This window comes from Salinilacustrithrix flava, assembly GCF_041228405.1.
GTDB lineage: Bacteria > Actinomycetota > Acidimicrobiia > Acidimicrobiales > Salinilacustritrichaceae > Salinilacustrithrix > Salinilacustrithrix flava.
In genome coordinates, this window is record NZ_CP133888.1 from 643,472 (window position 1) to 668,845 (window position 25,374).

Annotated in this window: 25 protein-coding genes; 8 read left to right on the forward strand and 17 right to left on the reverse strand. The window is 72.5% G+C overall.

Annotated elements, in window-relative coordinates; translation table 11 throughout:
- Window positions 1-2 precede the first annotated feature (2 nt).
- Entirely contained in the window at window positions 3-725 is a 723-nt protein-coding gene (locus tag RGQ06_RS03105; protein WP_432429349.1) for a dienelactone hydrolase family protein, read from the forward strand.
- 101 nt (window positions 726-826) lie between these two features.
- Here the strand turns inward: RGQ06_RS03105 and disA are convergent, their stop codons facing one another.
- Genes disA through RGQ06_RS03125 form a run of 4 tightly spaced genes read right to left on the reverse strand, consistent with a single transcriptional unit; the run spans window position 827 to window position 4,470 of the window.
- Complete coding sequence (gene disA / locus RGQ06_RS03110; RefSeq protein ID WP_432429348.1) at window positions 827-1,897, reverse strand: DNA integrity scanning diadenylate cyclase DisA; 1,071 nt, start codon at window positions 1,895-1,897, stop codon at window positions 827-829.
- A gap of 9 nt (window positions 1,898-1,906) precedes the next feature.
- Window positions 1,907-3,286 carry a DNA repair protein RadA gene (radA, locus tag RGQ06_RS03115; RefSeq protein ID WP_432429347.1) on the reverse strand — a complete coding sequence of 460 codons (1,380 nt, stop codon included), beginning with the start codon at window positions 3,284-3,286 and terminating at the stop codon, window positions 1,907-1,909.
- Window positions 3,287-3,327: 41 nt separating this feature from the next.
- On the reverse strand, window positions 3,328-4,098 hold the full coding sequence (locus tag RGQ06_RS03120) for an LppM family (lipo)protein (protein WP_432429346.1): 771 nt from the start codon (window positions 4,096-4,098) through the stop codon (window positions 3,328-3,330).
- Window positions 4,099-4,470 (reverse strand): universal stress protein, encoded by a 372-nt coding sequence (locus tag RGQ06_RS03125; protein WP_432429345.1) that lies wholly within the window; start codon window positions 4,468-4,470, stop codon window positions 4,099-4,101.
- A 99-nt stretch (window positions 4,471-4,569) separates the two neighbouring features.
- On the opposite strand from RGQ06_RS03125, the gene RGQ06_RS03130 reads away from it, so the two are divergent.
- Complete coding sequence (locus RGQ06_RS03130; RefSeq protein ID WP_432429344.1) at window positions 4,570-5,103, forward strand: MmcQ/YjbR family DNA-binding protein; 534 nt, start codon at window positions 4,570-4,572, stop codon at window positions 5,101-5,103.
- 7 nt (window positions 5,104-5,110) lie between these two features.
- Here the strand turns inward: RGQ06_RS03130 and RGQ06_RS03135 are convergent, their stop codons facing one another.
- Window positions 5,111-7,651 (reverse strand): ATP-dependent Clp protease ATP-binding subunit, encoded by a 2,541-nt coding sequence (locus RGQ06_RS03135; protein WP_432429343.1) that lies wholly within the window; start codon window positions 7,649-7,651, stop codon window positions 5,111-5,113.
- 178 nt (window positions 7,652-7,829) lie between these two features.
- On the opposite strand from RGQ06_RS03135, the gene RGQ06_RS03140 reads away from it, so the two are divergent.
- Window positions 7,830-9,665, forward strand: a complete 1,836-nt coding sequence (locus RGQ06_RS03140; RefSeq protein WP_432429342.1) for a putative glycoside hydrolase — start codon at window positions 7,830-7,832, stop codon at window positions 9,663-9,665.
- A 6-nt stretch (window positions 9,666-9,671) separates the two neighbouring features.
- Here RGQ06_RS03140 and RGQ06_RS03145 read toward each other — a convergent pair whose 3' ends face one another.
- Window positions 9,672-10,976 carry a phosphoribosyltransferase family protein gene (locus RGQ06_RS03145; protein ID WP_432429360.1) on the reverse strand — a complete coding sequence of 435 codons (1,305 nt, stop codon included), beginning with the start codon at window positions 10,974-10,976 and terminating at the stop codon, window positions 9,672-9,674.
- Between the two features lie 162 nt (window positions 10,977-11,138).
- On the opposite strand from RGQ06_RS03145, the gene RGQ06_RS03150 reads away from it, so the two are divergent.
- Complete coding sequence (locus RGQ06_RS03150) at window positions 11,139-12,116, forward strand: polyprenyl synthetase family protein (protein WP_432429341.1); 978 nt, start codon at window positions 11,139-11,141, stop codon at window positions 12,114-12,116.
- A 99-nt stretch (window positions 12,117-12,215) separates the two neighbouring features.
- Window positions 12,216-12,845 (forward strand): GGDEF domain-containing protein, encoded by a 630-nt coding sequence (locus RGQ06_RS03155; RefSeq protein ID WP_432429340.1) that lies wholly within the window; start codon window positions 12,216-12,218, stop codon window positions 12,843-12,845.
- Window positions 12,846-12,849: 4 nt separating this feature from the next.
- Here RGQ06_RS03155 and lysS read toward each other — a convergent pair whose 3' ends face one another.
- From lysS to nadC, 4 genes are read right to left on the reverse strand one after another with little or no spacing between them, the layout of a single operon-like run.
- Window positions 12,850-14,274, reverse strand: a complete 1,425-nt coding sequence (gene lysS / locus RGQ06_RS03160) for a lysine--tRNA ligase (RefSeq protein WP_432429339.1) — start codon at window positions 14,272-14,274, stop codon at window positions 12,850-12,852.
- Window positions 14,267-15,079: a type III pantothenate kinase gene (locus RGQ06_RS03165; RefSeq protein WP_432429338.1), complete on the reverse strand. Its 813-nt coding sequence runs from the start codon at window positions 15,077-15,079 to the stop codon at window positions 14,267-14,269. Before RGQ06_RS03165 ends, lysS begins: the two co-directional genes overlap by 8 nt.
- An 11-nt stretch (window positions 15,080-15,090) precedes the next feature.
- Window positions 15,091-16,494, reverse strand: a complete 1,404-nt coding sequence (locus RGQ06_RS03170) for an ABC1 kinase family protein (RefSeq protein ID WP_432429337.1) — start codon at window positions 16,492-16,494, stop codon at window positions 15,091-15,093.
- Window position 16,495: 1 nt separating this feature from the next.
- A complete protein-coding gene (gene nadC / locus RGQ06_RS03175; protein ID WP_432429336.1) occupies window positions 16,496-17,371 on the reverse strand; it encodes a carboxylating nicotinate-nucleotide diphosphorylase in 876 nt (291 codons plus the stop codon).
- A 126-nt stretch (window positions 17,372-17,497) separates the two neighbouring features.
- On the opposite strand from nadC, the gene RGQ06_RS03180 reads away from it, so the two are divergent.
- Window positions 17,498-17,917, forward strand: coding sequence for a DUF559 domain-containing protein (locus RGQ06_RS03180; protein WP_432429335.1), 420 nt, complete (start codon window positions 17,498-17,500; stop codon window positions 17,915-17,917).
- A gap of 70 nt (window positions 17,918-17,987) precedes the next feature.
- Window positions 17,988-19,568: an L-aspartate oxidase gene (gene nadB / locus RGQ06_RS03185; RefSeq protein WP_432429334.1), complete on the forward strand. Its 1,581-nt coding sequence runs from the start codon at window positions 17,988-17,990 to the stop codon at window positions 19,566-19,568.
- Between the two features lie 90 nt (window positions 19,569-19,658).
- On the opposite strand, the gene panD is transcribed toward nadB, so the two are convergent.
- The 7 genes from panD to folP are packed head-to-tail and all read right to left on the reverse strand — an operon-like array spanning window position 19,659 to window position 24,076.
- Window positions 19,659-20,090: an aspartate 1-decarboxylase gene (gene panD, locus RGQ06_RS03190; RefSeq protein WP_432429333.1), complete on the reverse strand. Its 432-nt coding sequence runs from the start codon at window positions 20,088-20,090 to the stop codon at window positions 19,659-19,661.
- Between the two features lie 5 nt (window positions 20,091-20,095).
- Window positions 20,096-21,016 carry a pantoate--beta-alanine ligase gene (gene panC, locus RGQ06_RS03195; RefSeq protein WP_432429332.1) on the reverse strand — a complete coding sequence of 307 codons (921 nt, stop codon included), beginning with the start codon at window positions 21,014-21,016 and terminating at the stop codon, window positions 20,096-20,098.
- The gene (locus RGQ06_RS03200; protein WP_432429331.1) at window positions 21,013-21,741 is read right to left on the reverse strand and encodes a DUF2520 domain-containing protein; all 729 of its coding nucleotides are present in this window, start codon (window positions 21,739-21,741) and stop codon (window positions 21,013-21,015) included. Before RGQ06_RS03200 ends, panC begins: the two co-directional genes overlap by 4 nt.
- A 44-nt stretch (window positions 21,742-21,785) precedes the next feature.
- Window positions 21,786-22,313: a 2-amino-4-hydroxy-6-hydroxymethyldihydropteridine diphosphokinase gene (folK, locus tag RGQ06_RS03205; RefSeq protein ID WP_432429330.1), complete on the reverse strand. Its 528-nt coding sequence runs from the start codon at window positions 22,311-22,313 to the stop codon at window positions 21,786-21,788.
- Window positions 22,310-22,678 (reverse strand): dihydroneopterin aldolase, encoded by a 369-nt coding sequence (gene folB / locus RGQ06_RS03210; protein ID WP_432429329.1) that lies wholly within the window; start codon window positions 22,676-22,678, stop codon window positions 22,310-22,312. Before folB ends, folK begins: the two co-directional genes overlap by 4 nt.
- 7 nt (window positions 22,679-22,685) lie before the next feature.
- Window positions 22,686-23,261 carry a hypothetical protein gene (locus RGQ06_RS03215; RefSeq protein ID WP_432429328.1) on the reverse strand — a complete coding sequence of 192 codons (576 nt, stop codon included), beginning with the start codon at window positions 23,259-23,261 and terminating at the stop codon, window positions 22,686-22,688.
- A complete protein-coding gene (gene folP / locus RGQ06_RS03220; protein ID WP_432429327.1) occupies window positions 23,261-24,076 on the reverse strand; it encodes a dihydropteroate synthase in 816 nt (271 codons plus the stop codon). The genes RGQ06_RS03215 and folP overlap by 1 nt, the downstream gene beginning before the upstream one ends.
- Window positions 24,077-24,351: 275 nt before the next feature.
- Here folP and RGQ06_RS03225 point away from each other — a divergent pair, with 275 nt between their 5' ends.
- Window positions 24,352-25,368 carry an ABC transporter substrate-binding protein gene (locus RGQ06_RS03225; protein WP_432429326.1) on the forward strand — a complete coding sequence of 339 codons (1,017 nt, stop codon included), beginning with the start codon at window positions 24,352-24,354 and terminating at the stop codon, window positions 25,366-25,368.
- Window positions 25,369-25,374 lie beyond the last annotated feature (6 nt).

Genomic DNA, 25,374 nt, shown 5'->3' on the forward strand with positions numbered 1-25,374 from the left:
GCATGGAGCAGCGCCGGGTCGAGCTCACCACCCCCGACGGGGAGATGACGACCTTCGTCTTCCACCCCACCCACGGCGGACCCCACCCCGTGGTGCTGTACCTGATGGACGCGCCGAGCATCCGCCCGGCGCTCATGGACATGGCGTCGCGCCTCGCCACCGCCGGGTACTACGTGCTGCTGCCGTTCCTCTTCTACCGGGGCATGGAGTACCGCGAGCTCGGCACCAGCGACGAGGACATGCACAAGCGCCAGGAGCTGATGGGCACGGTCACGCCCACCAACATCCTCGGCGACGCCGAGGCCCTCCTGGCCTTCGCCGATGCCGACCCGGCCGCGTCCGACGGCCCCGTCGGGGCGGTCGGCTTCTGCATGAGCGGTGGCCTCGTCGTGTCGATCGCCCGAGCGATGCCCGAGCGGGTGCAGGCCGGCGCCTCGATCCACGGCGCCTGGCTCGTCCGGGACGGCGACGACTCCCCCCACCTCGGCCTCGACGCCGTGGAGGCCGAGCTGCACTTCGCCTGGTGCGCCGACGACCCCACCGCGCCGGTGGAGGACCGCGAGGTCATGGAGCAGGCGCTGCGCGACGCCGGCGTCACCTACACCCTCGACTGGCACGACGACGCCGTGCACGGCTTCGCTCCGCCCGGGCCCCGGTACCACCGGGAGGCCTCCGAGCTGCACTGGGAGCGGGTCCACTCGCTCCTCCGCCGCCGAGTCGGCTAGAGACCTGACGGCCCGTTGCTCGACGGGTCCCGTCCGAAGGATCTGGCAGCGGCTGCGGAACAAGGCCCTGGCGGGCTACGTTCCGCCTCCGATGCCAGATCTCAGGAGTAGCGGTCGAGGATGCTGGACTCGGCGAGGCGGGCGAGGCCGTCCTTGATGGAGCGGGCCCGGGTCTCGCCGACGCCGCCGACGTCGTCAAGGTCATCGATGGTGGCCCGCATGATCTTCTGCAGCGAGCCGAACCGCTCGACGATGGCCTCGATGATGGAGTCCGGCAGGCGGGGGATGCGGGACAGGAGGCGGTACCCGCGGGGCTGCACCGAGGCGTCGAGGTCGAGGGTGCCGGGCAGGTGCAGCATGGAGGACACGGTGCGCAGGTCGAGCAGGTCCTCGGTGCCGAGGTCGGCGAGGGCGGTCATGGCCTCGTCGAGGTGCCAGCTGCTCTCCTCGTGGAAGTAGTCGCGCACGACCTGGCGGCGTTCGTCGTCGACCCCGCCCATCAGCTCGTCGAGCTGCAGGCGCACGAGGCGGCCGTCGGTGCCGAGCTCGACGATGTCGGAGGCGAGCTCGTCGGCGATGCGGCGGACCATCTCCGTGCGCTGCAGCACGGTGACGACGTCGCGCACGGTGACCAGGTCCTCGACCTCGAGGGCCGAGAGGTTGGCCGACACGTCGTCGAGGCGGTTGCGGTAGCGCTCGAGGGTCTGCAGCGCCTGGTTGGCCCGGTTCAGCAGGATCGGGATGGGCTGGAGCGGGTGCTTCTCGTCCCCGACGTAGACCGCGATGACCTGCTGGTCCTCCGACACCGACACGACGGTGACGTCGATGGAGCGGGCGACCCGCTCGGCGGTGCGGTGCCGGGTGCCGGTCTCCGACGTGGGGACGTTGGGGTTCGGCACCAGGTGGACGTTGGCCCGGGCGATGCGGGTGGCATCGGGGGCCAGGATGATGGCGCCGTCCATCTTGGCCAGCTCCGACAGGCGCTGGGGGCTGAACGCAGCGTCGAGCAGGAAGCCGCCCGAGCAGATGTTCAAGACGTCGGGGCCGTCCCCGACCACGATGAGGGCGCCCATCTCCGCCTGCAGGATGCGATCCAGGCCTTCGCGCAGCGGGGCGCCCGGCGCCACGAAGGCGAGGGCCTCCAGCATCGCGGGTGAGGTCCTGGACGGCACCTTCACAGACTATCCGTGCCGGTCCAGCCCGACCGCTGCGATGGCCTCGCGCAGCCCGCGCGCGCGGATCGCCTGGCAGCCCGCGGGCGGCTCGGGGGCGGTGGTGGGCACGAGGACGCGGCGGAAGCCGAGGCGGGCGGCCTCGGCGAGGCGGCGGTCGATGCGGCCGACCTGGCGGAGCTCACCGGCGAGGCCGACCTCGCCGCACGCGACGAGGTCACCGGGCACGGGCACGCCGGTCATGGCCGACACCACCGCCAGCGCCACCCCGAGGTCGGCGGCAGGCTCGGTGGCCCGCACGCCACCGGCGACGGTGACCCACACGTCGAGGTTGGCGGCGGACACGCCCACCCGCTGGTCGAGCACCGCCAGCAGCATGCCCAGGCGGCTGCTCTCGACGCCCTGTCCCTGGCGGCGTGGCGTGGGGATGGTGGTGGGCGCGAGCAGGGCCTGGACCTCGACCAGCAGCGGCCGGCCGCCGTCCAGCACCGGGATCACGACCGAGCCGGCCTCGCCGGTGCGACGATCGGCCAGGAACAGGGCGCTCGGGTCCTCGACGCCGACCAGGCCGGCGTCGGACATCTCGAACACGCCGAGCTCGCCGGTGCCGCCGAAGCGGTGCTTGACGGCGCGGAGCAGGCGCAGGGCGTGGTGGCGGTCGCCCTCGAAGGAGAGCACGGTGTCGACCAGGTGCTCCAGCACCCGCGGGCCGGCCAGCCCGCCGTCCTTGGTGACGTGGCCGACCAGCACCACGGCCACGCCGCGTGCGCGGGCCTCGGTGACGAGGCGCTGGGCGCACTCGCGCACCTGCCCGACCGCGCCCGGGGCGGACGCCAGCTCGGGGTCGTGCACGGTCTGGATGGAGTCCACGACCATGACGGCGGGCTGGACCGCATCGAGGTGGGCGAGCACGTCGGGCAGGGCGGTGTCGGCGGCCAGCCACAGCTGGTCGGCGAGGGCGCCGAGGCGCTGGGCCCGCCCCCGCACCTGGGGGGCGGACTCCTCCGCGGTCAGGTACAGGGCCGGCCTGCCGCTGCCAGCCATCGCCGACGCTGTCTGCAGCAGCAGGGTCGACTTGCCGATGCCGGGCTCCCCGCCGACGAGGGTGACCGAGCCCGGGACCAGACCCCCGCCGAGGACCCGGTCCAGCTCCGCCACGCCGGTGGGCATGGGGGCGACGTCCTGATCGGTCACCTCCGCGATGGGACGCGCCGGCGTCGCCGGGGCCCCGACGCTGCGGGTGACCGAGGACGTGCGCTCCTCCACCAGGGTGTTCCACTCGTCGCAGCCGGTGCAGCGCCCGGCCCACACCGGGGCGCCCGCTCCGCAGGAGGAGCAGCGGAAGGTGGAGCGGCGGGGCCGGGAGGATCGGGGCCGGGTCGTGGTCACCGGGCCATCCTCCCCGGACCCCCCGACAAGAACGCGGATGGCTAGGTGCGCACGGGGGTCGACCGTCGCCGGGTGCGGCGCCACATCGCGGCACGGACCAGCACGTAGAGCACCAGCGCGAAGGTGGCAACCGCGGCGACACCCGCCCACACGAGTCGCTCGGAGCGGCTGACCGTGCCCGTCGCCTGCAGCTCGATGACCTCGCGCTCCACCACCGACGGACGCCAGACGGCGCCGTTCGAGGCCTGGGTGAGGGCGTTGGAGTCCACCGACCCGGGCATGCGGACCGCGACCTGCACCTCCACCATCTCGTCGATGGCGGCGCCGAGGCGCTCCTCCAGCAGCTCGATCGGCTCGGCCTCCAGGGCCTCGGCGAGCTCGGGATCCTCGGCGAGCGCACCGGCGCCGGCCGTGAAGTCGACGGTGCCGGTGAAGCGGTAGCGACGCTCGGCGAACGCGTCCTCCCGGGTCAGCCGGAAGTCACGGAACGGGCCGCCCTGCCCCGCCACGTCGTCGATCAGCGTGCCGAGCTCCTCGGGGGTCCCGAAGTCGTGGCGGGCCCGGATCCAGGTGGCGCCGTCGGCCTCCTCCGCCGGCCCGGTCACCTCCCAGCCGGTGTCGGTCAGGTCGCTGAGATCGAGCTCGTCGAGCAGCTCGGGGCGGCGCGACATGGCGTCCTCGTCCAGCGCGACGGCCAGCTCCACCCGGCCGGCGCCGTCCTCGTCGACGGTGACGTTCAGCTCGGTCCGGACCTCGCAGCCGGCGAGCGCCAGCAGGAGCAGCAGGGCGAGCCCGGCGCGGCGCACCCGCACTCAGGTGGTCCGCACGACGAGCATGCTGGTGGGCAGGTGGTGGGACAGCTTGTTCGGCACGGCCCCCACCTTGAAGAACCGGCTCACGCCGGTCATGCCCTTGTTGCCGACGACGACGAGGTCGTAGCCCTGCTCGGCGGTGTCGATGAGCGCACCCACGGGGTCCTTGTCGACCACGAGGGTGTCGATGTCGACCCCGGCGCCAGCGTGGGCGGCAGCCGCCTCGTCGACCACGGACCGTCCCTCGGCCTCCGACGACGCGGTCATGATCGTGAGGCGGGCCCCGGCGGAGCGGGCGACCTCCACTGCTCGGGCCACGGCCTTGTCCGCCGTGGGGGATCCGTCGGTGCCGACCAGGATGCGCGCGTACACGCCGGGAAGCGTAGGCCGGACCGTCCCCGAGCGAAATGTCGTGGATCGTCCACCACCGGTGGTGCGGATCCACGGGATTTTCCTGTGAGGATGGTCGCCATGGCCCTCGACCCCCTGCAGGCCGTCCGCGACATCGCCCTCGGCTTCCCCGAGGCGGTGGAGAAGGAGACGGCCGGCCACCCGACCTACCGGGTGCGAGACAAGGTCTTCGTGGGGTGCGGCCAGGACGAGGAGGGTCGGACGACGATCACGGTGAAGGCGGTGACGGGCGAGCAGGGGACCCTGCTGGCCAAGGGCGACCCCTACTTCCTCCCGAAGTACGTCGGGTCCCGCGGCTGGGTCGGTGTGCGCCTGGACGACGAGACCGACTGGCGCAAGGTCCACGAGCTGATCATCGACTCCTACCGCGAGATCGCCCCCGGGCCGCTGGCGATGAGCATCGGGGTCCGCTCGGCCGAGCGCAGCCGGGCCGCGGCCGCGTTCGTCGCCGTCGGCGGCGTCATCGGCGAGCTGGTCGAGGGCAAGCCACCCAAGGACCAGCAGGTGGCCGAGGACGTCCAGGAGGACGCCGACGACGGGCCCCGCATCGCGCTCGACCCGGACGATCCCGGGTCCTCCACCGTCGAGCTGTAGCCGCGCCCTACTCGGGGGTGGCGGCGGCCTCGAGCTCCTCGACCGACGGGGGCACGAAGCCCTCCGCGGAGCGGAACACGATGACGTCCTCGTTCGTCTCGGGGTCGGGCTCGACGTCGACCGTGACGATCTCGCCGGCGCGGAACTGCTTGTAGAGCAGCTTCTCCGACAGCGGGTCCTCGACGAAGCGCTGGATCGCCCGGCGCAGCGGACGAGCGCCGAGCGTGGGGTCGTAGCCCTTGTCGGCCACGTACAGCTTGGCCGCCTGCGTCAGCTCGATGCCCATGCCCTGGGCCTCCATCTGGATGGCCAGCTTGGCGACGAAGTTGTCGACGATCTGGATGACCTCGTCCTTGCTGAGCTCGTGGAACACGATCGTCTCGTCGATGCGGTTCAGGAACTCGGGCCGGAAGTGGGCCTTCAGGGCGTCGTTGACCTTCTCCTTCATCTTCTCGTAGGAGACGGCCTCGTCGTTCTTGCCGAAGCCGACCGACTGCTTGCGCAGGTCGGCGGTGCCCAGGTTGGAGGTCATGATCAGCACGGTGTTGCGGAAGTCCACCGAGCGCCCCTGGGCGTCGGTGAGGCGACCCTCCTCGAGGATCTGCAGCAGCGTGTTGAACACGTCGGTGTGGGCCTTCTCGACCTCGTCGAAGAGCACGACCGAGAACGGCTTGCGGCGGACGGCCTCGGTGAGCTGGCCCCCCTCCTCGTAGCCGACGTAGCCGGGAGGCGAGCCGACCAGGCGGCTGACCGTGTGCTTCTCCATGTACTCGGACATGTCGAGGCTGATCATCGAGTTCTCGTCGCCGAACAGGAACTCGGCCAGGGTCTTGGCCAGCTCGGTCTTGCCGACGCCGGAGGGGCCGAGGAAGATGAACGAGCCGCTGGGGCGCTTGGGGTCCTTGAGACCGGCCCGGGTGCGGCGGATGGCCTGGGAGACGGCCTTGATGGCGTCCTCCTGGCCGATGACCCGGCGGTGCAGCTCCTCTTCCATGTTGAGGAGCTTCTGGGTCTCCTCCTCGGTGAGCTTGTAGACGGGGATGCCGGTCCACACCGACAGCACCTCGGCCACGGCTTCCTCGTCGACCTCGTCGAAGAGGTCGACGCCGGAGTCCTTGATCTCCTGCTCCTTGGCCTCCTTCTGGCCGAGCAGCTCCTTCTCCTTGTCGCGGAGGCGACCGGCCTCCTCGAAGTCCTGGCGCTCGACCGCGGCCTTCTTGGCCTCGACGACGCCGCCCAGCTCGTTCTCGAGCTCCTTGTAGTCCGGCGGGGTCTGCATGCGCTTGATGCGCAGGCGCGAGCCGGCCTCGTCGATGAGGTCGATGGCCTTGTCGGGCAGGTGCCGGTCGGCGATGTAGCGGTCGGCGAGGTTGGCCGCCGCGACCAGGGCCTGGTCGGTGATGGTGACCCGGTGGTGGGTCTCGTAGCGGTCGCGCAGGCCCTTGAGGATCTCGATCGTGTGGGCCACGGAGGGCTCCTCGACGATGATCTTCTGGAAGCGGCGCTCGAGGGCGGCGTCCTTCTCGAGGTGCTTGCGGTACTCGTCGAGCGTGGTGGCACCGATGGTCTGCAGCTCGCCGCGGGCCAGCATCGGCTTGAGGATGCTCGCCGCGTCGATGGCGCCCTCGGCGGCACCGGCACCCACGAGGGTGTGGAGCTCGTCGATGAACAGGATGATGTCGCCGCGGGTGCGGATCTCCTTGAGCACCTTCTTCAGACGCTCCTCGAAGTCGCCGCGGTAGCGGGAGCCGGCGACGAGCGCACCGAGGTCGAGCGTGTACAGCTGCTTGTTGTGCAGCGTCTCGGGCACGTCGTCGGCCACGATCTTCTGGGCCAGGCCCTCGACGATGGCGGTCTTGCCGACGCCGGGCTCGCCCACGAGGACCGGGTTGTTCTTGGTGCGCCGCGACAGCACCTGCATGACCCGCTCGATCTCGCGGGAGCGACCGATGACCGGGTCGACCTCCTTGTCGCGCGCGAGCTGGGTGAGGTTGCGACCGAACTGGTCGAGCACGAGCGAGCCCGACGGGGTGTCCCCGCTGGTGGAGCCGGCGGCGGCGCCGGCCTTCTCGCCACCACCGCTCGGGCCGCCACCGGCGGCACCGGAGCCCTGGTAGCCCGAGAGCAGCTGGATGACCTGCTGGCGGACCCGGGACAGGTCGGCGCCCAGCTTGACGAGGACCTGGGCAGCGACGCCCTCGCCCTCGCGGATGAGGCCGAGCAGGATGTGCTCGGTGCCGATGTAGTTGTGGCCGAGCTGGAGCGCTTCGCGCAGGCTCAGCTCGAGGACCTTCTTGGCCCGGGGGGTGAAGGGGATGTGGCCCGACGGCGAGGAGCCGCCCTGGCCGATGATCTCCTCGACCTGGCTGCGGACGGCCTCGAGGGAGATGCCGAGGGACTCGAGGGCCTTGGCGGCCACGCCCTCGCCCTCGTGGATCAGCCCGAGCAGGATGTGCTCGGTGCCGATGTAGTTGTGGTTGAGGAGCCGTGCCTCTTCCTGCGCGAGCACGACGACTCGGCGGGCACGGTCGGTGAAACGTTCGAACAAGGCGCTGCCCTCCCTGGGGGTCGACCAGGACTGATCGGGAGACTCGGACCGCCAGTGTATCCCTGCTCCGGAGCGCTCCACCGGGGCGGGGCGCGTGGCGGGCCGGACGGGCCCCCCGGTAGCGTGGGCCGCTGCGCCGGACGGCCCGCCACGGCGCCGAGTCCGGCCATCCACCACCATGCCCACCGATCTCAGCAGCATCCCGGGCGCAGGTGGCGGTCGCCGCCGCGGCCGCTCCGGTCCACCGGGACGCCCTCCTCGCCAGTACGACCCCCCGCTGCTCGGGGACCCCCGTCGCAGCGGCCGCCTCGATGCCCCGCGCCCCCGCTTCGGGCGCCGGCCCAAGGGGCCCAAGGCGTGGACGCCGCGCACCCAGCGCCGCTCCATCCCCTGGTCGAGCCTGTTCATCGCCCTCGGCTTCGTCCTGCTCGGCACCTACATCTGGACCCAGTTCTGGGGTGCGACCCGCGTCGACGTGGCCATCACCGGCCTCGAGGACGGCGCCCAGCTCACCCTGGATGAGGCCAGCGGCCTCGACGTGCGCATCGACGTCGCCCAGCTGGACCTCGAGTCGGGGCTGGAGCCGACGCTGTTCTTCAACGGCCTGCCCGCCGTGGACGACACCTACGAGGTGTCCGAGGACGGCGTGCGCTGGACCCCGCCCCCGCTCGAGGAGGGCGTGCACGAGCTGTCGATGTCGGTCGGCCGTCCCCTCCTCGACGAGGCCGAGTTCAGCTGGGTCTTCGCCGTCGACGGCACCCCGCCGATGATCGAGGTCGCCTCCCCCCAGCCGGCCGTGCCCATCTGCTCGCCGGTCACCGTCACGGGCCGGGCCGAGACCGGGCTGGCGAGCATCACGGTCGACGGCGAGGACCTCGAGCTCGCCGACGACGGCACGTTCACCTTGGAGTACGACAACGCCCCGACCGGCCCGGTGCTGATCCAGGCCCAGGACGTCGCCGGGAACCGGGCCGCCGCCGAGGTCGTCATCCCCGTCGAGTACCCGTCCTCGCAGTCCATGCACGTCACCGCCGCTGCGTGGGGCTACGCCCCGCTGCGTGAGCACATCATCGAGATGGTCGACGCCGGCAAGGTCTCGGCCGTCCAGCTCGACATCAAGGACGAGGGCGGCATCGTCGGCTACGACACCGACGTCGACATGGCCCACGAGATCGGGGCCGTCCGCCAGGAGTACGTGCTCGAGGACGCCATCGAGCTGCTCAAGGGCAAGGGCATGCGCATCATCGGGCGGATCGTGGCCTTCCGCGACGGGCCCATGGCCCGGTGGGCCGTCGACAACGGCCGCATGGACTACGTGATCCAGGACAACGAGGGCGGGATGCTGTCGAAGTACGGCGGCTTCACCAACGTCGCCAACCCCGACGTGCGCCAGTACAACATCGACCTGGCCATGGAGGCCGTCGACCGCGGCGTCGACGAGATCCTGTGGGACTACGTCCGCCGGCCCGAGGGCGACATCGCCGGGATGGTCTTCCCCGGGCTGCAGGTGCCCGAGGGTGGCGACGACCTCGCCGAGAAGCAGGCCGTGAACGACGCCGTCGTGTCCTTCCTGGCCGAGGCCGGCGACCCGCTCCGCGAGGCGTGCGTGTACCAGGGGGCGTCGCTGTTCGGCGTCGCCGCCCGCAACCCCGACGCCATCGGCCAGCCCGTGCCGGCCATCGCCCGCCACGTCGACTACATCGCACCGATGCTGTACCCCTCCCACTGGGTGCGGGGCGAGTACCGGGTCGATCACCCCAACGCCCAGCCCTACGAGATCATCACCAAGTCGCTCACCGACTTCCAGACCAAGGCGGCGGGCTCCGGCGTGGCGTTCAACCTGTGGGTGCAGGACTTCTCCATCGGCATCCCCTACGGGCCGGCCGAGGTGCGGGCCCAGATCGACGCCGCCCGCGACCTGGGCGTGGACAGCTGGCTGCTGTGGAACGCCACCGTGCGCTACACGCCCGAAGCGATCACGCCCGACATCGTGGACCTGCCCGGCGAGGAGTAGCGGCCCTCACCGCGGCGCCGGCAGGTGCTGGCGGAACCAGTCGATGGAGAGGTCGGCCACCTGGTCGAGGGCGCCCGGCTCCTCGAAGAGGTGGGTGGCGCCGGGGACCACCACCAGGTCGTGGGGGCAGCCGAGGTGCGCGGCAGCGCGCCGGTTCAGCGCCAGGACCTCGGTGTCGGCCCCGCCGACGATGAGCCGCGTCGGGGCCCGCACGTGCGCCAGGTGCTCGCCCGCCAGGTCGGGCCGGCCGCCGCGGGACACGACGACGTCGACGAGGTCCGGGCGACGCGCCGCGGCGACGAGCGCCGCGCCCCCGCCCGTGCTGGCACCGAACACGCCGACGCCGAGCCCCTCGACCTCGGCGAGGGCCCGCACGCCCTCGGACGCGGCGAGCAGGCGCTCGGCCAGCAGGTCGATGTCGAAGACGAAGCGGCGGTCTCCGTCCTCCTCGGGCAGCAGCAGGTCGAAGAGCAGCGTGGCGAGGCCGGCGTCGCGCAGGGAGTCGGCGACGTGGCGGTTGCGGGAGCTGTGTCGGCTGCTGCCGCTGCCGTGGGCGAAGAGCACGAGGCCGCTGGCGCGCTCGGGCACCACGAGCGTGCCGGGGAGGCGGCCGGGACCGACGTCGACGGCGACGTCCACGGTGGCGGCCGGGCGCGAGGCGCGCGGCGACGCGCCGGAGGCCTGAGCGAGCAGCAGGGCCACGACCTCGTCGTCGGTCGTCTCGGAGAAGTCCTCGTAGTACGCACCGACGGCGCCGAAGCCGGACGGTGCGGCGAGGCACAGGACGGCGTCGGCGACCGCCTCCAACCGAGCGACCGCGGCGGGTGAGCCGACCGGCACCGCCACCACGATCCGCGCCGCGCCCTGGGCCCGGGCCACCCGGACGGCAGCCTCGGCGGTCGACCCCGTGGCGAGGCCGTCGTCGACGACGAGCACCGTCCGGCCCGCCAGGCTGCGCTGCTCCCGGCCGGGGCGGAAGCGGTGGGCGCGGGCCTCGACCTCGGCTCGCTCGGCGGCGATCGTGCGATCGACGGCGGCCTCCGACGGGGCGACCGCCCGCATGATCCGCTCGTCGTGGACGACGACGCCCCCTTCGCCGACCGCCCCCATGGCCAGCTCGCGGTGCCCGGGCACGCCGACCTTGCGGACGATGATCACGTCGAGCGGTGCTCCCAGGCGCGTGGCCACCTCCGCAGCCACGGGCACGCCGCCGCGGGGCAGCCCGGCGACGAGGACCTCGGGTCCGAGGTCCACGCCGGCGAGCGCATCGCCGAGGAGCTCACCGGCCTCGACCCGATCCCGGAACGGCAGCCTCACGTCCGTGCCCGTCGGAATGCGCATGCCCCAGGCGTACCCGACCAGCACGCCGTTGACCACCCCCATCTGCCGGGACGCCCGGAGCCGCGACCCGTCCGGCGCCGCGCGCCCGACGGCGACTGCGGCCCTGTCCGAAGGCCCCAGTAGCCTCCGGCCATGGGTTCCAACCCGCTGCTCGACTTCCCCGGCGCCGAGGGCCACCTCGCGCTGATCGACGAGCGCCTGCTGGCTGCCGTCACCACCGACGACCCCCAGCTCACCGAGATGACCTCGCACCTGATCCGGGCCGGGGGCAAGCGCCTGCGCCCGATGCTCGGCGTGCTCGCAGCCGCGACCTCGACCGAGGTCACCGTCGACGTCATCGACGGCGGCGTCTCCGTGGAGCTGGTCCAGGTCGGGTCGCTCTACCACGACGACGTCATCGACGAAGCCGACTCCCGGCGGGGCGTCCAGTCGGTGAACGTGCGCTGGAACAACCTCACCGCCATCCTCGCCGGCGACTTCCTCCTGGCCAAGGCATCCGAGATCGCCGCCTCGCTCGGTACCGAGGTCGCCGCGCTGCTGGCCCGGACCATCGGCCGCCTGTGCGAGGGCGAGATCCTCGAGCTGCGCCACGCCTACTCCACGGCCCGCACCGAGGACGCCTACTTCGCCGCCGTCGAGGGCAAGACCGCGTCGCTGTACGCCACGGCCTGCCGCATCGGCGCCATCGTGGGCGGCCTGCCACGGGACGAGGTCGACGCCCTCACCGACTACGGGGTCAGCTTCGGCATGGCCTTCCAGCTGGTCGACGACGTCCTGGATCTCGTCGCCACCGAGGAGGAGCTCGGCAAGCCCGCCGCCCACGACCTCACCGAGGGCATCTACAACCTCCCGGTGCTCCGGGCGCTGCAGTCCGACGTCGGCGAGGAGCTGACCGGCCTGCTCGGGTCGCCCATCGAGGGCGCCGAGCGCGAGGCCGCCCGGTCCCTCGTGCTCCAGTCCGGCGGCATCGAGGAGACCATGGCCGAGGCCGAGCGCCACGCCCGCCGGGCCCAGGACGCGCTGGCGCCGCTGCCGGACTCGCCGGCCAAGGCCGCGCTGCACGACGGTGTGGACCACGTCCTCGGCACCGTCGCCGCCGCCCGCCCCTGAACCCGCCGGCGGGGGACGCACTCGCCCTGGGAACTGGCAGTACCCATGTTGCGCGACACCACCCTTGACACGCGTGCACACGTAGGACATATATATGTCATGCCTCACACGTCGAACGCATCCCTCCTGCCCATCACCGCCCGGGAGGACTTCGTCGCCTCCGTCGAGGAGCGCCTGCACCACGGCACCGTCCCCGCCGCCATGGCCCTCACGGACCTGGACGACTTCGCCGAGGTCAACGAGAGGTACGGGCACGACGCCGGCGACGCCGTGCTCCTGGCCTGGGAGAAGGTGCTGCACGCCAACATGCCGGGGGACGCGCTCGTGTCGCGGTTGGGCGGTGACGAGTACGCCGTGCTCCTGCCGGGTCAGTCGGCGGAGAACGGGTTGGTGCTCCTCGACGAGATCAGGGCGCACCTCGCCTCGCGTGCGATCGCCGACGTCGGGCACGTGACGGCGTCGGTCGGGGTGGCCGCGGTCCCACCCCACGCCGCCACCGGCGAGGAGCTCCTCCGGGCCGCCGGCCAGGCACTGATGCGGGCCAAGCGCGAGGGACGGGATCGCATCGCCATGTACGTCGAGGAGAAGATGGTCCTCAAGAGCAACTACTACAGCCGCGCCGACCTCGACCGGTTGTCGAAGCTGTCCGATGCCACCGGGCGCACCGAGGCATCGCTGCTGCGCGAGGGCCTCGACGACCTGCTCGGCAAGTACGGCGACCGCTTCTGACCCGCTACTGCTCCGGCTTCAGCGTCGGGAACAGCACGACGTCGCGGATGGACGTGGTGCCGGTGAGCAGCATGATCAGGCGGTCGATGCCGATCCCGAGGCCGCCGGTGGGCGGCAGGCCGTACTCCATGGCCCGGAGGTAGTCCTCGTCGAGGGCCATGGCCTCGTGGTCGCCGGCGTCCTTCTGGCGCACCTGGTCCTCGAAGCGAGCGCGCTGCACGTCGGGGTCGACGAGCTCGGAGAACGCGTTGCACAGCTCCCGGCCGGCGACGATGGCCTCGAAGCGCTCGGTGACGCCGGGCTGGTCCCGGTGGGCCCTCGACAGCGGCGACACCTCCTCGGGGTAGTCGGTGACGAAGATCGGACCCCAGAGGCCGTGCTCGGTGGTCTTCTCGTAGATCTCGAGGATCAGCTTGCCGGTGCCCCACGACTCCTCGACCTCGACGCCGTGCTCGGTGGCCACGGCCCGGACCTCGTCGATGGGCTGGCCGACGTCGAGGCGCACGCCGATGGCGTCCTCGATGAGCTCGACCATCGACGCCCGACGCCACGGCGTGGACAGGTCCAGCTCGCGGTCGTCGTAGGTCAGCGTGGTCGTGCCGTGGAGCTCGGTGGCGAGGTGGGCGACGAGGTCCTCGACCAGCGCCATCATGTCGGTGTAGTCGGCGTAGGCCTGGTACAGCTCGAGCATCGTGAACTCGGGGTTGTGCCGGGTGGAGATGCCCTCGTTGCGGAACACCCGCCCGATCTCGTACACCCGCTCGAAGCCGCCGATGACGAGGCGCTTCAGGAACAGCTCTGGAGCGATCCGCAGCTTGAGGTCGACGTCGAGCGCGTTGTGGTGCGTGGTGAACGGCGTGGCCGCCGCCCCGCTGGCCACGTGCTGGAGCACCGGGGTCTCGACCTCGACGAAGTCGCGGTCCTCGAGCCAGCGCCGGATGAGGCTGATCGTGCGGCTCCGGGCGCGCAGGGCCACAGCGGCCTCCGGGTTGGCCCACAGGTCGGCGTAGCGCTGGCGGTAGCGCAGGTCGGTGTCGGTGATGCCGTGGAACTTGTCTCCGAAGCCGCGGCGGGCCTGGGCCAGCGGCACGAAGGACGTCACCTTGATCGACAGCTCACCGCGCTTGGTCCGCACGACCTCGCCCGTCGCACCGATCCAGTCACCGAGGTTCAGCTTCACGAACCGGTCGAAGCCGTCGAGCACCTTCGACAGGGCGAAGAGCTGGATCTCGTCCCCGGTGCTGCCCTCGCGCAGGGTGGCGAAGGCGAGCCTTCCCTGGTCGCGCAACAACATGACGCGACCTGCCACGGTGACGGTGCGGTCGGTCTCCTCCCCGTCGGCCAGGTGGTCGAACTCGGCCAGGACGGCGCCGACCCGGTCGGTCACGTCGAGGCGGTAGGGCGGATCGAAGGGGGTGTCGTCAGACATGGGAGTTCTTCTCGTGGATGATCCGCAGGCCGTGCAGCGTCAGCCACGGCTCGTGGTGCTGGATGGTGGCGGACAGCGGGGCGATGAGGCCGGACAGCCCACCGGTGGCGACCACCGTGCAGGGCTGGTCGAGCTCGGCCTGGAAGCGCTCGACCATGCCGTCGACCACCGCGGTGAAGCCGTAGACCGCACCGGACTGCATGGACTCGATGGTGGACCGCCCGATGACGTTGCTCGGCTCGACGAGCTCGACCCGGCGGAGCGCGGCGGCGCGGCCGAAGAGGGCGTCGAGGCTGATGTCGATGCCGGGGAAGATCGCGCCGCCCATGTACTCCCCCTTGGCCGAGATGGCCTCGAAGGTGGTGGCGGTGCCGAAGTCCACGACGATCGTCGGGCCGCCGTAGAGGTCCCAGGCCGCGACCGCGTCGGCGATGCGGTCCGAGCCCACCTCGCGGGGGTTGTCGTAGAGGATCGGCATGCCGGTCTTCACGCCCGGCTCGACCACGAGCGCGTCGAAGCCGAGGTAGCGCTCGCTGAAGCGGCGGAGCGCACCGGTGACCCGCGGGACCGATGAGCACACGGCGAAGCCCTGGACGTCCTCGGTCCACCCGAACCCGTGGAAGGCGAGGAACTCCTGGAAGAGCAGGGCGTACTCGTCGGCGGTGCGCTCGACGTTGGTGGCGATGCGCCAGTGGTCGAGCAGGTCCGAGTCGGCGACCCGGTTCGGCGGTTCGACGCCGGACTCCAGGTCGTACAGGCCGATCACGGTCTGCGTGTTTCCGACGTCGATGGCGAGCAGATTCACGGGGGGCGACGCTACGCGACCCCTCCGGAGCCGTCCTCATCCGATGCGTCCGGCCACTCCGGATCGATGTCGAGGGCACCGGCGAGGTGGCGGGCGTAGAGGTCGCGGAAGTCGATGGTCGCCTCCAGGTGGGCCAGGATCGCCTCGTTGCCGACGGAGACCCGTCCGAGCAGCACGTGCTCCCGCGGCACGTCGAGCCGCTGGAGGAGCTTGAGCTCGTCGACGCCGACGCGGACCCGCATGGCCTCGGCCACGATGTCGGCCAGCATCTCGCGGGAGTAGTGGAACGGCTGGGGTCCCCGGGCCGCCTGCACCCAGCTGCCGAGCGGGCCGAGCAGGACCTCCGGGTCGAACCCCTCCCGGGTGCGCAGGAAGCCGGCGTCGACGAACGTGTCGAGCACGGCGTCGCGGTCGCCGGTCATGAGCGCAGCAGCCAACCGACGCAGGCGCACGAGCTGGTCGGGCGTGAGGCGGGACACGCAGCCGAAGTCGAGGAAGGTGACCCGGCCGTCCTCGTGGAACAGGAAGTTCCCGGGGTGGGCATCGACGTTGACGACCCCGTGGTCGTAGATCGAGGTGGCCGAGAAGCGGGAGACGACGTTGCCCCACTGGTTGCGCAGCTCGACCGGTTGCTCGAGCGCCGCCGACCACCGCATCGCATCGACGTACTGGCTGGTGAGCACCCGCCGGGTGGACAGGTCCTCGCGCACCGCCGGGATGCCGATCTCCGGGTCGCCGGCGAACATCGCGGCGAACTCGATCTGGTTGGCCGCCTCGATCCGGTAGTCGAGCTCGTCGGTGACCCGGTCCCGGACCTCGTCGATGAGAGCACGCACGTCGACGTCCCCGGCGAGCCCGGCCAGCATCCGCTGCATCAGCCGGGCGAGGGCCGACAGGAGGGCGGCGTTGCGCAGGTCGGCGGCCACCGCATCGGCGACGCCCGGGTACTGGACCTTCACCACCAGCTCGTCGTCGCCGAGGTGGGCCATGTGGACCTGCCCGATCGACGCCGCAGCCATGGGCCGGGGTGAGAAGAAGTCGAACAGCTCCTCGGGCGGAGCGCCGAGCTCGGCGGTGACCACCTCCCGGACCGCGTCGTAGGGCATGGGCGGCGCGTCGGACTGCAGCACCGCCAGTGCGGTGCGGTACTCCTCCGGGATCAGGCCGACGTCGAGGATCGACAGCGCCTGGCCGATCTTCATCGCCGCCCCCTTCATCTCGCCCAGCTCGCGGGCGATGTCCTCGGCGGCGGCGACCAGCCGGCGGTCGGAGGCGATGTCCTGGATCGAGTCACCGCGCAGGGCCCGTGCCTGCGCCATCGCGGCTGCGGCGGCGCCTCGCGCGAGCAGGCGAGCGGGGGTGACGGCCCGGCGGGTGCGGCCGCCCAGGTCCCACGGTCCCTCGGCGCGCCCCATGTCAGCCTCGGACGTCCAACCCGATGTCGAGGGCCGGCGCCGACTGGGTGATCTGGCTGGTGGAGAGCAGGTCGACGCCGGCGGCGGCGTAGGCCGCAGCGGTCTCGACCGTGATGCCGCCCGAGCACTCGAGCAGCGGACGGCGGCCACCGTGATCGGCCGCCCAGCCGTCCGCGATGGCGACCGCCTCGGCGGCCTGGTCGGGCGTGAAGTTGTCGAGCAGGACGGCGTCGCAGCCGGCGGTCAGCGCGGTGCGCAGGCCGTCGAGGTCGTCGACCTCCACGTGGATCGTGCGGGCCGGCCACGCCGTGCGGGCCCGCCGGACTGCCTCCTCGATGCCGATGGCGGCGAGGTGGTTGTCCTTGAACATGACCCAGTCCGACAGGTTCCCCCGGTGGCTGGCGCCGCCCCCGGCCCGGACCGCCGCCTTCTCCAGCGAGCGGAGGCCCGGCGTCGTCTTGCGGGTGTCCCAGATTCGGGCGTCGCCCCCCTCGGCCGCGGCGTCGGCGAAGCGGCGGGTGAGGGTGGCGATGCCGGACAGGTGGCACAGGAAGTTGAGCGCCGTGCGCTCGCCGGTGAGGACGGGGGCGAGCGGGCCGGTGACGGTTGCGACGGTGGTGCCGGCGTCGATGCGGTCGCCGTCGTGGTGGCGCCACGTGACGGTCACGGCCGGGTCGAGCTGGGCGAAGGCCTCGGTGGCGCACGCCGTGCCGGCCAGCACCCCGGCCGCCCGGCTGGCGAACACCGCATCGATGGTGGCGTCGGCCGGAACCAGCGCGGCGCTCAGGTCACCGAGCGGCGTCAGGTCCTCGGCGAGGGCGGCCGCCACCGCAGCGCGGACCGCATGGATCGGGGGTTCGACGGGCACGTCCGACATGGCCGGCAGCCTGCCACGAGCGCCTTTCCGAACTGGCAGTGCTGGTGTAGCGCTTCGGTCGCTGTCGGACCCCCCTGCGTACGGTCGGACGGACTTCCCCCTCTCCCGCACGTCCGAGGAGAGGCCATGCCGCCGACCATCCCACCCGCCGTCCAGGAGCTGCTGGAGGAGCAGCACCACCTCATCACCACCGCTCAGATCCGCGACCGCGGGTGCCCGGCATCCCGGCTCACGCGATTGCGGGACGCCCATGTCCTCGAGCGGATCGATGGCCGGGTCCACGGCACCCCCGGCGTGCCGATGACCTGGGAGCGCCGGATGCTCGCCACGGGGGTACCGGTCCGGCTCGACGTCGAGATCGACGGACCGCACCACCGCACCGACGAAGGGCGGCGACGTGACGCCCGGCGTGATGCGGTCCTCCGGCGCCTCGGGTGGGAGGTCCTGCGCTTCGACGAGGAGGCGGTGATGTACGCACCGGGTGGGGTCGTCTACGAGGTGCGCCGAACGCTCGAGCGACTCGGCGGTTGGACCGGGCGCTGCTGACGTCGCGCTACACCAGGACTGCCAGTTCGAGAAGGCGGTCCCGCACAGGTCGTGGGGCAGACTGCCGGCGATGGAGGTGCTCGATCTGCTCGTGCTCGGATCCGGGGTCGCCGGGCTCTCGGCGGCGGTGCGTGCCGCCGACGTGCACGGCATGCGGGTCGGCGTCCTGACCAAGGCCGAGCTGCACCAGGCCACCACCCGCTGGGCCCAGGGCGGCGTGGCTGCGGTGCTCGGGGGCGACCCCGACTCCACCGACCTGCACCTGGCCGACACCCTCGGCGCCGGCGCCGGCCTGTGCGACCTCGACGCCGTCCGGGTCCTCGTCGACGAGGGTCCGGTCCGCGTCAACGAGCTGATCGCCCTCGGCGCGATGTTCGACCAGGACGAGGGCGGCCAGTACCTGCTGGCGCGGGAGGGCGGGCACAGCCACCCGCGCATCCTCCACGCCGGCGGGGCGGCGACCGGCGTCGAGGTCGAACGGGCCCTCGTGGAGGCGGTGCAGAAGACGGCCGCGGTCCTGCTGGAGCGGACCTTCGCGCTCGACCTGCTCGTGGAGGGCGGGCGCTGCGCCGGCGTGACCGCCATCGACGAGCACGGCGAGCGGATCGAGGTCCAGGCCCGCAACGTGCTGCTCGCCACCGGCGGCGGCGGCCAGCTGTTCTCGGTCACCACGAACCCCCTCGAAGCCACGGGCGACGGCATGGCCATGGCCCTGCGGGTCGGCGCCGCGCTGGCCGACGTCGAGTTCGTCCAGTTCCACCCCACCGCGCTGCACCACGAGGCCATGCCCCGGCCGCTGCTCTCCGAAGCCCTCCGCGGCCACGGTGCGTTCCTCCGCGACGCATCGGGCGAGCGCTTCGTGGACGAGCTCCAGCCCCGCGACGTCGTCAGCCGCGCCATCACCGCGCAGCTCCAGGCCGACCGGACCGAGCACGTCTGGTTGGACGCCACGGTGCTCGACCACTTCGACGAGCGCTTCCCCACGATCAGCGCGGCGCTGGCCGTCGTCGGGCTCGATCCCACGACCGACTGGCTGCCCGTCGCCCCCGCCGCGCACTACACGTGCGGCGGGGTGCTCGCCGATCTCGACGGCGCGTCGTCACTGCCCGGGCTGTGGGTCGCCGGCGAGGTGGCCTGCAACGGCGTGCACGGCGCCAACCGCCTGGCGTCGAACTCGCTGCTCGACGGCATGGTGTTCGGACCCCGGGTGGTGGAGGCCATCGACGCCGGCAAGGACGCGCCCGAGCCCACCGGCGCGATGCGGGCCCTGTTCGGCGGCGCACCGGACAGCACCGCCATCCCGGGCCGAACGCTGGACGGCGTTGTCGACGTCGCGCCCACCACCGGCGACGAACCCGGGACGACGGCCGAGGCGCGGGACCGCCTCCAGCGGGCGATGACCGCCCACGCCGGCGTGCTGCGCGACGACGGGTCGCTCGACATCGCCCTCGCCGAGGCGGTGCAGGCCTTCGCCCGCCCGGTGGACGACGTGGCTTCGGCCGAGGTCCACAACCTGGCCACCCTCGGGTTCGCCCAGGTCGTGGCGGCCAAGGCCCGGACCGAGACCCGGGGATCGCACACGCGGACGGACCACCCGGACGCAGACGAGGACCTCGAGGTGCGCTTCGTCGTCACCTCGGCCCCGGCCTGACCGCCGCGCGACACCAGAACTGCCAGTTCGGAGAGGCGCCGTCCCGGTCGAGCGGGCGCGCGACACCACGACTGCCAGTTGGATGGGGCCTCAGCGGGTGGGGGCTTCGACCTCGAGGTAGCGGTGGGGAGCGGGGCCGCGGGTCTGCTCGGCGAGCAGCTCGGCGGTGACCTCGTCGATCTGGTTGTTCTCGGTGTCGACGTGGACCACGCGGGGCTCGTAGTGGGCGAGCTCGGCCTGCTCGTAGTCGGCGTAGCTGATCATGATGACCTTGTCGCCGGGGCTGACGAGCCGGGCGGCCGCACCGTTGAGGCACACCACACCGGAGCCGCGAGGACCGGCGATCGTGTAGGTCTCGAGGCGGGCGCCGTTGTCGACGTCGACGATCGCGACCTGCTCGAACTCCATGATGTCGGCGGCGTCGAGGAGGTCCTCGTCGACGGTGACCGACCCCACGTAGTGGAGGTTCGCGTCGGTGACGGTGGCGCGGTGGATCTTGGACTTCATCATGCGACGGCGCACGTGGATCAGCTCCTCACGGTGGGCGCCGCCGTGCTCTCCGTTGCGCACGGAGCGGGAGCGGTCACCCCCAGGTTGTCGATGAGACGGGTGGAACCGAAGCGCACGGCGGCCAGCAGGCGCAAACCGAGCGCGTCGGTGGGGTCGATGGCGGACGGGACGGTGAGATCGGAGACCCGGACGACCTCGGCGTAGTCGAGCTCGGCGAGGGGCTCCTGGGCGACGACGCCGGCGATCGCGGCGCGCACGGCGCCGGGCTCGCGCTCGCCGGCGAGGACGGCGGCGGCGCCGGCGCGCAGGGCCCGGTGCACGACCGGCGCAGCGGCCCGCTGCTCGGGTGAGAGGTAGGCGTTGCGGCTGGACATGGCCAGGCCGTCGTCCTCGCGCACGGTCTCGCAGCCGACGACCTCGACCGGCATGGACAGGTCGGCGACCATGCGGCGAACCACGGCCAGCTGCTGGAAGTCCTTCTCGCCGAAGTAGGCCCGGCAGGGCCCGACGATCGAGAAGAGCTTGGCCACGACGGTGGCCACGCCGGCGAAGTGGGTGGGCCGGGACGCGCCCTCCATGTGCTCGGACACGCCTGCGACCGAGACGGTGGTGGCGAGCAGGCCACCGGGCACCGGGTCGGGGTACATCTCTGCGACCGACGGCACGAACAGCAGGTCGACGCCGGCACCCTCTGCGAGCGATGCGTCGCGCTCGAGGTCGCGGGGGTAGTCGTCGAGGTCCTCGTGGGCCGCGAACTGGAGGGGGTTCACGAAGATCGACGTGACGACGACGTCGGCCTCGGCCCGGGCGGCTCGCATCAGCGAGACGTGGCCCTCGTGCAGGTAGCCCATGGTGGGCACGAAGCCGACCCGGTGGCCGGCGGCCCGCTCGGCGTCGAGCACGGCCCGCAGCTCGGCGACGGTGGCGATCCGCCTCATGCCGGCACCCCGGCGCCGTCGTCGACCAGGCGCTGGGCGGCCTCGGCCAGCACGGCGTAGATCGTGCGCTCGTCCTCGGGGATGGCGGCGAGGTGACGGGCCACGGTGGCGCGGTCGCCCCGGGCGACCGGTCCGGTGAGCGCGGCGGCCGGCCCGACCTCGGCGACGTTGTCGAGCGCGCCACGGGCGAGGTCGAGGTAGGCCTCGAGCGGCACGCCGACCTGGCGGGCCAGGCGCTCGACCTGGCCGAGGAGGGCGACGAGGTGGTTGGCGGCGACCGCCGCAGCGGCGTGGTAGGCGGTGCGGTCCTCGTCGGCGATCTCCACGGCCCGACCGCCGAGCGCCTCCACGGCCTCGGTCGCCACCGGATCCCCGGCCACGGCGAACCAGGCGCCCGCGAGCCGGCGGGCACCGATGTCCGCATCGGGCAGCGACACCAGCGGGTGCACCGAGGCGACCCGCAGGTGGGGCGCCAGCACGTCCAGCCCGAGCGAGCCGGCCACGTGGGCCACCACCGCGTCACCCGGGGCCAGCGAGGCGGCGAGGTCGGCCACGTCCCCGTCGGGGACGGCGAGCAGCACGATCCGGGCGCCGGACGTCGCCGTGGCCGGATCGTGGTCGCGGCCGAGGGGCCCGTCGACGCGCCATCCCGCGCTGGTCAGCGCGGTGGCCAGGGCGCCGCCGGCCCGTCCGGGGCCGATGATGCGCGCGTCGAAGGCAGACATGCTCGCTCCGATGGTTCGTGGATCCAGCCCCGTACGGGTGCCGGTCAGGGGTTGGAGGATAGCGGCCCGAGGTGGTCGACCTGCCCCTCGGCGTCGCGCTCCCAGCCCTCGGGCACGATGTCGGGCGCCAGCTCCGAGAGCGGCGCGAGCACGAAGCGGCGCTCGAACATGCGCGGGTGGGGCACGGTGAGGTCCGGGTCGTCCAGCTCGATGCCGTCGATCCACAGCACGTCGACGTCGAGGGTGCGGGGCCCCCAGCGGACGTCGCGCACCCGACCGGCCGCGGACTCGATGCGCTGGCAGATGGCGAGCAGCTCCAGCGGCGTGATCGGCGGGAGCGTCCGGTCGGTCGACAGGTCCTCGGGCGGGCGGGACGGACCGCCGCCAGGCGCGATGGGCAGGTCGAGGGCGACCACGATGTTCAGGTAGCGGTCCTGCTCGGGGCCGCCGACCGGGTCGGTCTCGTACACGTCGGACACCCCGGTGACCCCGGGCAGCGAGGACACGGCGTCGCGCAGGTGCGCTCGCCGGTCGCCGAGGTTGGACCCCAGCCCGAGGAGCACCCGGGTCACGGGCGGGTGCGGTGCAGCCGCACCGCGGTGGCCTCCACGTCGCGCGGGATGGGAGGGCGCAGCTTGGTGATGGTGACGGTGACCGCCTCGGTGCGGGGGTCGAGGTCGAGCACCGCGTCGGCGGCCAGCGAGGCGACCCGCTCGAGCAGGGCCACGGGAGCGTCGGCGACCGCGTCGGCGACGGCGATGGCCACCGCGCCGTAGTCGACGGTGTCGGCCACGTCGTCGGAGCGGCCGGCGGCGTCGAGGTCGACGGTGAGCTCGAGGTCGATGGACAGCGGCTGGGCGTGGACCCGCTCGGCCTCGGGGACGCCGACGTTGGCGAGGACGCGCAGACCCCGGATCTCGATGGCGCCCGGGCTCATCGGGTGCTCACGCGTCCTCGTCGGGGTCCACCGCCGGCAGCGGGTCGGGTTCGTCGACCGAGACGGTGGTGGTGCCCGGGGCGGGGAGCCGGGGGACCAGCGCCACGAGGCTGCGGGCGTCGGGGCCGAGCTGGCGGTGGAGCAGCTGCTCGACGACCGAGATGGCCTGCGGGCCCCCGGGGACGAGCTTGTTCCACAGCACGTAGGCGGCCATGAGCCCGCTGAGCCGGTCGCCCAGCTCGTCCTGGTGCAGCACGAGCTTGCCGCCCTGCAGCAGCAGCTGGCGCAGCTCGGGGAACAGGCGGCTGAGGTAGGCCTCCTGGTCGTCGCTGCGGGTGAAGGGGCGGTGCCGCCAGGGCATGCCCATCTCGTCGTAGTTGTGCAGGTTGTGCGGGGAGACGGCCAGCGAGACGACCATCGTGAAGCCCTGCTCGCGCAGCCAGATGATCTCCTCCTGGCGGCGCACCTTGCGATGGTTGGCCCCGTAGCCGCCGGGGCGCTCGCAGACGGCGAGCTTGCCCTGCAGGATCCAGGTGAAGTTGCGGGGCTCGATGCCCTGGGCCCACTTGCCGCGCAGCACCATCAGGTGCCTCCCGAGCCGTGCAGCGTGGCGACCGCGCCGAGCGCGGCCACCGTGGCGCGGACGTCGTGCACTCGGATCATGGCGGCTCCCATGGTGGCAGCCCAGCAGGCGGTCGTGATCGATCCCTCCAGGCGGTCCTCCGGTCCGGGCCGTTGGTCGGTGCCGTCGGCCTCGGCCAGGACCGCGCCGAGGAAGCCCTTGCGGCTGGTCCCGACCGCCACCGGGATGCCGGTGTCGACCAGCTGATCCAGGGCCCCGAGGAGGGCCCAGTTGTGCTCGAAGGTCTTCCCGAAGCCGATGCCGGGATCGATCCAGATCTCGTCCGCGCCGGCATCGCGGCCGCGCTCCTCGGCCGCCACGAGGAACGCCCGCACCTCGGCGACCACGTCGTCGTAGTGCGGGTCGTCCTGCATCGTGCCCGGCTCGCCGAGCATGTGCATGGCCACCCAGCCTGCGCCGGCCTCGCCGGCGACGTGCTCGAGCGACGCGGAGACGTCGTTGAGGATGGTGGCGCCGGCGGCCAGCGCCTCGCGGGCGACCTCGGCGTGGCGCGTGTCGATCGAGAGCCGGGCGCCCGCGGCGGCGACGTCGTCGACGAGCGCCTCGATGGTGGGAACGACGCGGGCGAGCTCGGTGTCGATGCCGACCGGCTCGGCCCCCGGACGGGTGGACTCCCCCCCGACGTCGATGATGTCGGCGCCCTCGGCGAGCAGCTGGCGGCCCCGTTGGACCGCGGCGTCGGGGTCCGCCCAGGAGCCACCGTCGGAGAAGGAGTCCGGGGTGACGTTCAGGACGCCCATGACCAGCGGTCGCATCGGCTGGTCACCCTATCGACCGCCCGGCGGCCCCGAACCCGGACTGGACCGGCCGCGGCGGGAGCGGGCTATGGTCATCGACCGGTGGAGTGACGAAGTCCGGTGAGATCCCGGCACTGACCCGCAACGGTGATGTCCGAGGCCTACGAGCCGAGGGCGAGTCCGGTCGAACCCTCCTCCGAGCGAACCATGTGACCCTCGAGGCAAGGGGTTGGTTCGACCGGCAACCCCTGTCGATCGAGCAGACCGGATCCTCGACGACAGGAGGTACCGAATTGCGCTCCCCCATCCGAACCCGCCTCGCGGCGGTCCTCGCCGCGCTCGCCCTGGTGCTCGCCGCCTGCGGTGACGACGACACCGGCATCGCCGCCAGCGGCGACCCGGCCGACACCGACGCTGCCGAGGACACCACCGAGGCTGCCGAGGGCGCCGAGGACGGTGCCGGCGAGGCCACGTTCCCCGTCACGGTCACCGTGGACGGCACCGACACCACGATCGAGGCCGAACCGCAGGCCATCGTCTCGCTCTCGCCCACGGCGACCGAGATGCTGTTCGCCGTCGGCGCCGGCGAGCAGGTCGTCGCCGTCGACGACTTCTCCAACTTCCCCGATGACGCCCCTGTCACCGACCTCTCCGGGTTCGACCCCAACGTGGAGGCCATCATCGGCTACGACCCCGACCTGGTGATCCTGTCCGGTGACCGCAACGACGTCGTCGCCGGGCTCGCTGCCGTCGACGTCCCCACGATCGTGCTGCCGTCGGCCATGACGATCGAGGACACCTACACCCAGATCGAGGTCGTCGGTGCGGCGACGGGTCACGTCGGCGACGCAGCCGAGGTCGTCGCGAACATGCAGACCGACATCGAGGAGCTGGTCGCCCAGCTGCCCGAGCAGGGCGAGCCGCTGACCTACTACCACGAGCTGGACGACACGCTCTACAGCGTCACGTCCGACACCTTCATCGGCGAGATCTACGGCCTCGCCGGCCTGGAGAACGTGGCCGACTCCGCGGACGGCGCGGCTGATGCCGGCGGCTACCCGCAGCTGTCGGCGGAGTTCCTGATCGACGCCGATCCCGACCTGATCTTCCTGGCCGACACCAAGTGCTGCGGCCAGGACGCCAGCACCGTGGCCGAGCGCCCGGGCTGGAGCGAGATGAACGCCGTCCAGCAGGGCGACGTCGTCGAGCTGGACGATGACATCGCCTCCCGCTGGGGTCCGCGGATCGTGGACTTCCTCGCGGCGATCGTCGAGGCCACGGCCGACGTCGACGCCGGCGTGGCCGGTTGAGCGGCC

Coding starts and splice junctions, on each gene's coding strand:
- RGQ06_RS03105 (WP_432429349.1), top strand. CDS start 3: ATGGAGCAGCGCCGGGTCGAGCTCACCACCCCCGACGGGGAGATGACG.
- RGQ06_RS03130 (WP_432429344.1), top strand. CDS start 4,570: ATGGCCCTCGACCCCCTGCAGGCCGTCCGCGACATCGCCCTCGGCTTC.
- RGQ06_RS03140 (WP_432429342.1), top strand. CDS start 7,830: ATGCCCACCGATCTCAGCAGCATCCCGGGCGCAGGTGGCGGTCGCCGC.
- RGQ06_RS03150 (WP_432429341.1), top strand. CDS start 11,139: ATGGGTTCCAACCCGCTGCTCGACTTCCCCGGCGCCGAGGGCCACCTC.
- RGQ06_RS03155 (WP_432429340.1), top strand. CDS start 12,216: ATGCCTCACACGTCGAACGCATCCCTCCTGCCCATCACCGCCCGGGAG.
- lysS (WP_432429339.1), bottom strand. CDS start 14,274: ATGTCTGACGACACCCCCTTCGATCCGCCCTACCGCCTCGACGTGACC.
- RGQ06_RS03170 (WP_432429337.1), bottom strand. CDS start 16,494: ATGGGGCGCGCCGAGGGACCGTGGGACCTGGGCGGCCGCACCCGCCGG.
- nadC (WP_432429336.1), bottom strand. CDS start 17,371: ATGTCGGACGTGCCCGTCGAACCCCCGATCCATGCGGTCCGCGCTGCG.
- RGQ06_RS03180 (WP_432429335.1), top strand. CDS start 17,498: ATGCCGCCGACCATCCCACCCGCCGTCCAGGAGCTGCTGGAGGAGCAG.
- nadB (WP_432429334.1), top strand. CDS start 17,988: ATGGAGGTGCTCGATCTGCTCGTGCTCGGATCCGGGGTCGCCGGGCTC.
- panC (WP_432429332.1), bottom strand. CDS start 21,016: ATGAGGCGGATCGCCACCGTCGCCGAGCTGCGGGCCGTGCTCGACGCC.
- RGQ06_RS03200 (WP_432429331.1), bottom strand. CDS start 21,741: ATGTCTGCCTTCGACGCGCGCATCATCGGCCCCGGACGGGCCGGCGGC.
- folB (WP_432429329.1), bottom strand. CDS start 22,678: ATGAGCCCGGGCGCCATCGAGATCCGGGGTCTGCGCGTCCTCGCCAAC.
- RGQ06_RS03215 (WP_432429328.1), bottom strand. CDS start 23,261: ATGGTGCTGCGCGGCAAGTGGGCCCAGGGCATCGAGCCCCGCAACTTC.
- folP (WP_432429327.1), bottom strand. CDS start 24,076: ATGCGACCGCTGGTCATGGGCGTCCTGAACGTCACCCCGGACTCCTTC.